General features: G+C 34.8%; 3 protein-coding genes. 2 read left to right on the forward strand and 1 reads right to left on the reverse strand.

What is annotated here, in order from left to right; all coding sequences use genetic code 11:
* Window position 1: 1 nt before the first annotated feature.
* A complete protein-coding gene (locus tag AB8B52_RS10925) occupies window positions 2-586 on the reverse strand; it encodes a TetR/AcrR family transcriptional regulator (protein WP_406028010.1) in 585 nt (194 codons plus the stop codon).
* Window positions 587-829: 243 nt separating this feature from the next.
* On the opposite strand from AB8B52_RS10925, the gene AB8B52_RS10930 reads away from it, so the two are divergent.
* Window positions 830-2458 (forward strand): helix-turn-helix domain-containing protein, encoded by a 1629-nt coding sequence (locus tag AB8B52_RS10930; protein WP_406028013.1) that lies wholly within the window; start codon window positions 830-832, stop codon window positions 2456-2458.
* A 93-nt stretch (window positions 2459-2551) separates the two neighbouring features.
* On the forward strand, window positions 2552-8422 hold a 5871-nt coding region (locus AB8B52_RS10935), incomplete at its 3' end, for a BspA family leucine-rich repeat surface protein (RefSeq protein ID WP_406028014.1).

Raw genomic sequence — 8422 nt, forward strand, 5'->3', positions numbered from 1 at the left:
TTTAGTGTGTCTTTTTTATACTGTCCCAAGCGGCTTGATAAGCGGCTTCAATATGCGTTTCATTTAATTGAAACGCATCTCGTTTTTGAGCCATCATTAAAAATGACAGCGGATTAATAGCATACGCATATAATAGATAATCTGAAATCGGTTTTATAATGCCTTCTTTTTTGCCACGTTCCCAAAGGTCGAGTAGTGGTTGTAAATGTTTAATACCAGCTTGTCGACTTGGCTCATCGATCATAGGTGAATTATCGCATTGTGCTAAGAACATGGCATGCTCACATTCTTTGAGTTTGAATTGTGCAATACGTTTCCAAATGGTTTCAAAACCCGATTGTACGGACGTTGAAGGATCGTAAGTGTTGAAAGCGTAGGTGGTGTAATTGGTTTTTACTTCGATATAGGTTTTATTGACGAGGTCTTGTTTGTTTTCAAAATAGAGATAAATAGTGGCTGGAGACACGTTGGCCATTTTAGCTATTTTACTCATAGGTGTGGCGTGAAATCCATTGTTGTTTACCAAACCTATGGTCGCTTTAATGAGCGCATTCCGTTTGTCTATGCTTTTTTGAAGTTTCGCCATGTGTTTTAATTAAAGTGCAAATATGATTAAAAATGAACGTTCATTCTTTTTATTTAACAAAGGTTTAAGTTCCTATAACTTAGATAACGTTGACTTTATAATATTTAGTAAGACTACTTTCTCTTAAAATTAAATAAACTTGATTTATATCTTCACGGTTTTCAGTGTGAAATAAGTGGATATAATATCTAAACTTTGCATCTCAGATAAGGATTCTATACTTTTACATCCTCTCTACAGCGTATGAATAAATTAAAACAGTTTATATTATTTTTCATCCTAGTTGTATTTAGCTTTACAGCAAACAGCCAGCCACAAAAGGACACTATAAGGTTAGCTACAGCGCAAGCGAACACCTATTTAAAGCAAATGCAAAGCAATTATAGTGCAGGTAATTATAATTTGCACAAAGCCTACAGCGATTCTCTTTTATTAGTCGCTAAAACGAACGGACTGACTAAAATGCATGTGTTAGGGTTAACCAACCAAGCGGTATTTTATAAAAATCATGGTGAGAAATTAAAAGCTATAGAATTATACCATGAAGCTTTAGATAAATGCGATTTGATTCCTGACGATTTTCGTACCAAAATTGTAGTGTTAATCAATATGGGCAACCTATATAATGATATTGGTTCTTATGATAAAGCCATAGCTTATATAGAAAAAGTGATTATTTTATTAGATACCTACGAAAATTCAGATAGCATTAGGGCGGCAGCTTTAATTGGTTTAGCTAACAATTATATTAGGTTTAAGGATTATGAGCAAACTATTTTTTATGCAAACCAGGCCAAAGCATTAGGTGAAAAAATAAATAATGAATCCATTTTGGTTTCTGCCATTAACAATATCAGTGATGCTTACATTGGATTGGAAGATTATGAAAAAGCTTTAGAAATTAGCCAGTCTTTTGAAGACCTTAGTTTATTGAGCAAACCTACAAAAAAGAGAGCTTCCTTTTTGTTAAACAGAGGTATTGCCCATTTTCGTTTGGATAAATTAGATGAAGCTTTAGCAGATATGAAGGCGTGTCAGGTATTATCTAAAGAAAAGGAATTGTTTGAAACTGAAATGTATGCACACGAATATTTAGCCAAAATTTATGAGCAAAAAAATGATTTTAAAGCAGCCATTGAAGCACAAAAGACCTATACATACTTGAGAAATCAATTTTTAGAAGATAAAAAAGACGCTTCTAATGCGGATTTAAATAAAGAAATTGCTGTAAAAAGTGAAACCATAGATTCAAACAATAAAAATTTGAAGCGTGTTACCAAAACTCAAAACTTCATTGTATTTATTGGTGGTGGTGCGGTGTTAGTATTAAGTAGTTTTCTGTTTTTTTATGTAAAACGTAAAAGAAAATTAGATAAGGAGAAAGAGAAGCTTCAACTACAACACCATTCATTACAGCAGAGTCTTACAGCATTACAATTACAATCTAAAAAAACAGATTATACTTTAGAGACATCGCGAAGTGCTCTTAAGCCTTATAAAAACTCGTCGCTAACCATTGAAAAACGCGAACAGTACAAAAAATGTATTTTGGAGTTTATGACAAACGAAAAGCCCTTTCTTAATCCTGAAATGACCCAATCGGATTTAGCACAGCAACTCGCTATAAGTAGTCATCATTTTTCGGAAGTTTTGTATTACAATATGGAACAGAATTTTTACAATTTTATCAATTCCTATCGTATTCTAGAAGCGCAAAAACTGATGAAAGATCCAGATTATAAAGACACCAAAATTTTGGCCATTGCATTCGACTCAGGATTTAAGAGTAAATCGACGTTTAATAGAATTTTTAAAAACCATACAGGTGTAACACCCTCAGAATACAGGAATCAATCAAAGAATGCGCATTAATTAGGGTGCACTCGCTTAGGTGATACCTTTAAAAGAATTAAAAATGGTATACTTGTCATAACAAGTATTATTCAACCAAAAAATCAGTCCCAAATGATTAAAAGGCTACTTTTTTTTACTTTTCTCCTACTATCCTTAAATATATTTTCAGCGAATATTTATGTAGATCTGTCTGCACCAGCTGGTGGTGATGGTGCAACATGGGCATCGGCTTTTCAAGATATACAAAGTGCGGTAGATGCTGCCTCTGCTGACGATACTATTTTTATTGCAGAAGGTATTTACAGGCCAGAAAGTGAGATTGACATTGTTATTCCATTATCTATTAAAGGTGGATACCCTATTGGTGGTGGTTTACAAAATATTGATACAAATATTACACAGATTCAAGCAGATTTTATTCCAGGTAATTTAATTTCTAGAATTTTTGATATCGGATTAAATGCTGAGTTTTTTATAGAAGGTGTTCGTTTTTTTATGGCAAGTACGGCTATTGAAATGAGTTCAAACATAACCATTAACCGCGTACAGTTTAATGGTTCAACGTCTTACGACGTTCGCTTAACTGGTGATATTGATTTTTGTACGATAACAAATTCTACATTCACAGATTGTACAGGTTCTAGTTTGTACTTTTTTGGAAATGATAATGTAAATAACCTATTAATAGATAACTGTACTTTCGAAGGAGGTACAGGCAGAGCTCTTTTTATTTACGATGAAGTCGTCACTACTACAATTCGAAATTCAATTATTAGAAATTATAATGCAAGCACATCCATTGCAACACTAAGAAGTCCTAATACAACGATCAACAAACTTACCATAGACAATAATGTAGGAAGTGATGTGATTTCGCTTTATGGAATCAATACGCTTGTGGATGATTTAACTGCCACAAATAACAATTGTACAACTAGAATTATATATCACAGCGAGGGAAATGCGACGATCTCTAATTCAAATTTTAGTGATAATCTAGGTAACGGAGATGTTATACAAACCACTCAAAATTGCTATCTAACTTTAGAAAACACGGATTTTATTGATAATACAATTACAAACTCATCTATTGTAACAGGAAACGGTGAAGAGTTTATTGCTATAAATTGTAAGTTTATAAACAATAGTACTACGGGTACTTTTCAAACTATTGTTGACCTTAGAGGCGATGATGGTGCCAATATTAGTTTTGATAATTGTGAAATTAGAAATAACCGCTCAGGTTGGGGATCTACTTTTGATATCAGTTATGATGCAGATGTAGCCATAAATAACTGTGTTTTTGAAAATAATGGTAATAGTGGAGAGGGTGATTTAGATTTTTGGACTTTGAATAGTGCCGATATTACAAATAATCGATTTAGCAATAACACAAGCGGTGAGCCAGTTATAAGAATTGGCTTTATGCAATTTGGAAATGCCCTAATTAGTAATAATACATTTATTGATAACACTGGAAGAGAAATTGAATTAGACCGCGTTAACGATTTTACAGCATCTTATAATCAATATTATGGTAATTCTATTTATTTAGATTTTGATAGAGTGCAAATTGCAAGGCTAAATAACGAATACTTTGAAGGAAATACCACGGATACCGAGTTTATAAGACTAGATGAAACCACGATGCGTATTAATAATACCACCATCATCTCAACTTTAGCAAGTGGCACACATACGGTTGTTGAGTCTAGAGCTGATGTGGCTTTAAGAATTTTAAATAGTACCATTAGTGCAAAAAATTATACAGATACCCATGTGCGAGTAGATTTTGATGATGATGTACCTTCTTGGATACGCAATTCAATTATATGGTCTGGAAGCGACCTCAATCAAAGTGCTTTTTCCGGTAGCACTACAAATCTTACAGTTAGAAATTCTTTAATTAAAGGTGAAAATCCTGCAGGAGCAGGTAATCTCGATGGCACACTAAATGCAAATCGACCTCGTTTTTCCAATCCAGCTGATTCAGATTTTAGAGTGAGAGCCTGTTCGCCAACCGTAAATGCTGGCAATAATACCTATCAAAATTTAGATATAGATTTACTCAGCAATCCTAGAGTTTTTGAGAGTATAGTAGATATGGGCTCTTACGAACTACAAGTTCCAGAAAGTGCTTCATGTGCAGCTGTAGAGAGACCACTTTGTACAAGTTTATTAGTACCCTTAGATGGAGCGACAAATGTGGATGTCACTTCCAATTTGGAATGGGCAGCAGATCCTGACGCTATTGGTTACATATTGAGAGTCGGTTCTGCTTTAGGTAGTTCAGATATCTTAGATATCACATTAGGTAACATTACGAGTTATAATCTGTCGGAAGATTTACCTGCAGATACAGAAATTTTTGTCAGAATCGTTCCGTTTAACGGAACAGGAAATGCAATCGGTTGTGTTAGTGAGAGTTTTACAACAGAAACAGTACCAAATTGTACCAACTTATCATCACCTTCAGATGGACAAATAAATGTTGCTATAGATACAGCCATCAGTTGGTTAGCAGTACCCAATGCCACTGGATATATTGTGCGTATTGGAACCGCTTTAGGTAGTTTTGATTTAGCAAATTCTATAATTCAAAATGCTACTACTTTTAATTTACCTTTTGATTTGCCATCGGATACAGAAATATTTATAAGAATTATTCCATTTAATGCCTACGGAAATGCTAATAGTTGTATCAGTGAAAGTTTTACTACTGAGACTATTCTTACTATCCCAGATTGTACCTTTATAGATAATCCTGATGATGGCACAACAAATGTACCTATTACTACTAATATCAATTGGGATGATATAGCTGAAGCTGATGGCTATATAGTAACTGTTGGAACCACTTCGGGTGGTAATGATATTGTAGATAATGAAGATGTAAACAATGTATTTACTTACGATTTTCCTGCTGATTTACCAGAAAACACAGAAATCTTTGTAACCGTAATTCCTTATAATGCTGCTGGCGATGCTGTAGGTTGTGCCGAAGAAAGTTTTACCACTGAAACAATTGTAACAACACTACCTTTTATTACTACTTGGGAAACTACAACGACTAACGAAACAATTACAATTCCAACCAGAGCACCAGGTTTAACTTATGATTACACCATAGATTGGGGAGATGGCACTACAGATACCAATGTTATGGGAGATATTACACATATATACACAGCACCAGGCATTCAAACCATTTCAATATCTGGTACATTCCCTCAAATTCATTTTAATGGTGATGCCATAGATCGCGATAAAATTTTAACTATTGAGCAATGGGGAGATATAGAATGGCAAGCGTTAACACAAGCATTTAAAGGCTGTAGTAACTTAAACATTACAAACCCATCTATTGATACGCCAAACTTAAGTAGCGTCACTAATGTGTCTGAAGCTTTTAGAGACGCAACTGTATTTAATGGAGATATTACGGATTGGGATGTGAGCACAGTAACTAACATGTTAAGGCTGTTTAATAATGCTATTAATTTCAATCAAGATATAGGCAATTGGAACGTCAGTAATGTGGTTACTATGACACGCTTATTTGAAAATGCTACAGCCTTTAATCAAGATATTGGTAATTGGAATACATCAAGTGCTAACTCTACGGCAATTATGTTTGCTAACGCCACAAATTTCAATCAAGATATAGGGAATTGGGACGTTAGTAATGTTACTGATATGAATACTATGTTTGGTATTGCCACAAGTTTTAATCAAGATATTGGAAATTGGGATGTTAGTGCCGTTACTAATATGAACCAAATGTTTTATAATGCTCCTGCATTCAATCAAGATATAAGCTCTTGGGATGTGTCTCAGGTTACTAGTATGATTGTAATGTTTTTTAATGCCACTAGTTTTGACCAAAATATAGGAGGTTGGGATGTTACAAATGTTACTAATGCTACAAGTATGTTTAGCGGTGTAACGCTATCAGTTGCAAATTATGAAGCATTACTCATCGGTTGGAATAATCAAAACCTACAACCTAACGTCACTTTTAGTGGAGGTAACAGTAGATATTGTTCTCAAGAAGCACAATATGCCAGAGCAAATATGATTAGCACAGATAACTGGACTATTACTGATGGCGGATTAAGTGTTTCTCCAATTTTTGATACTATCGCAAATCTTACTGTTGCAGATACCTATACTTTACCAATTATTACAGGTACAAATCTTACAGGAAATGAGCTGTATTATACAGGTCCTAATGCAACAGGAATATCTTATATGGCTGGTGCTATTATCGCTTTTTCTGACTTTCCAACATATCCAATAACACTTTACGTATTTGATGATACTGCTTGTAATAATTCGGAAATTAGTTTCGAATTAACGATTACAGAATCTACTGTACCAAACTGTACAAGTCTAACCAATCCATTAAATGGAGCAACAAACGTTTCTATAGTTACAGATTTAAGTTGGACAGCCATTGCAAACGCAGATGGATATTTCTTAACTGTTGGCACAACATCTGGTGGAAACGATATTGTAGATAACTTAGATGTTACAGGAACAACATATGATCTTCCTGCAGATTTACCTGAAAACACGGAAATCTTTGTGACTATAATTCCGTATAACGGAGTCGGTAATGCGACTGGTTGTGTTGAGGAAAGTTTTACCACAGAGACATTAGCGACGCTTCCAAATTGCACAAATCTAACCAATCCATTAAATGGTGCAACAGCCGTTTCTATAGTTACAGATTTAAGTTGGACAGCCATTGCAAACGCAGATGGATATTTGCTAACCGTTGGCACAACATCTGGTGGAAACGATATTGTAGATAACTTAGATGTTACAGGAACAACATATAATCTTCCTGCTGATTTACCTGAAAACACGGAAATCTTTGTGACTATAATTCCGTATAACGCAGTAGGTAATGCAACGGGTTGTGTAGAGGAAAGTTTTACTACAGAGACATTAGCGACGCTTCCGAACTGTACAAGTCTAACAAATCCATTAAATGGTGCAACAGACGTTTCTGTAGTAACAGATTTGAGTTGGACAGCCATTGCAAATGCAGATGGATATTTCTTAACCGTTGGCACAACAACTGGAGGAAACGATATTGTAGATAATTTAGACGTTACAGGAACAACATATAATCTTCCTGCAGATTTACCAGAAAACACAGAAATCTTTTTGACTATAATTCCGTATAACGGAGTCGGTAATGCCACAGGTTGTGCTGAGGAAAGTTTTACCACAGAGACATTAGCAACGTTACCAAACTGTACAAGTCTAACAAATCCATTAAATGGTGCTACAGACGTTTCTATAGTAACAGATTTAAGTTGGACAGCTATTACCAATGCAGATGGTTACTTCGTTTTTGTAGGGACAACATCTGGTGGAACAGACATTTTAGATTCAGAAGACGTTACAAATACCACCTTCGATTTACCAACAGATTTACCTGAAAATACTGAAATTTTTGTAACGATTATTCCTTATAATGCCGTTGGTAACGCTACTGGTTGTGCAGAAGAAAGTTTCACCACTGAAACACTAGCTACCATTCCAAACTGTACGAGTTTAACAACACCTTTAAATGGTGCAACAAACGTTTCAATCGTCACAGATTTAACTTGGACAGCCATTTCTAATGCTGATGGTTACTTCGTTTCTGTAGGTACAACATCTGGCGGAACAGATATTTTAGATAATGAAGATGTGACCAATACCACATTCGATTTACCAGCAGATTTACCTGAAAACACAGAAATCTTTGTAACAATAATTCCATATAATGCCGTTGGAAACGCTACTGGTTGTACTGAAGAAAGTTTCACCACTGAAACTTTAGCAACCATTCCGAATTGTACAAATTTAGTAATACCATTGAATGGGGCAACAAACGTTTCAATCGCAACAGATTTAAGCTGGACAGCCATTGCTAATGCAGATGGTTACTTTGTTTCTGTAGGCACAACGTCTGGCGGAACAGAT

It is taken from the genome of Winogradskyella sp. (assembly GCF_045105575.1).
GTDB lineage: Bacteria > Bacteroidota > Bacteroidia > Flavobacteriales > Flavobacteriaceae > Winogradskyella.

Excerpts from the sequence above, each read along its gene's own strand:
- AB8B52_RS10925 (WP_406028010.1), bottom strand. The coding sequence starts at position 586 with ATGGCGAAACTTCAAAAAAGCATAGACAAACGGAATGCGCTCATTAAA.
- AB8B52_RS10930 (WP_406028013.1), top strand. The coding sequence starts at position 830 with ATGAATAAATTAAAACAGTTTATATTATTTTTCATCCTAGTTGTATTT.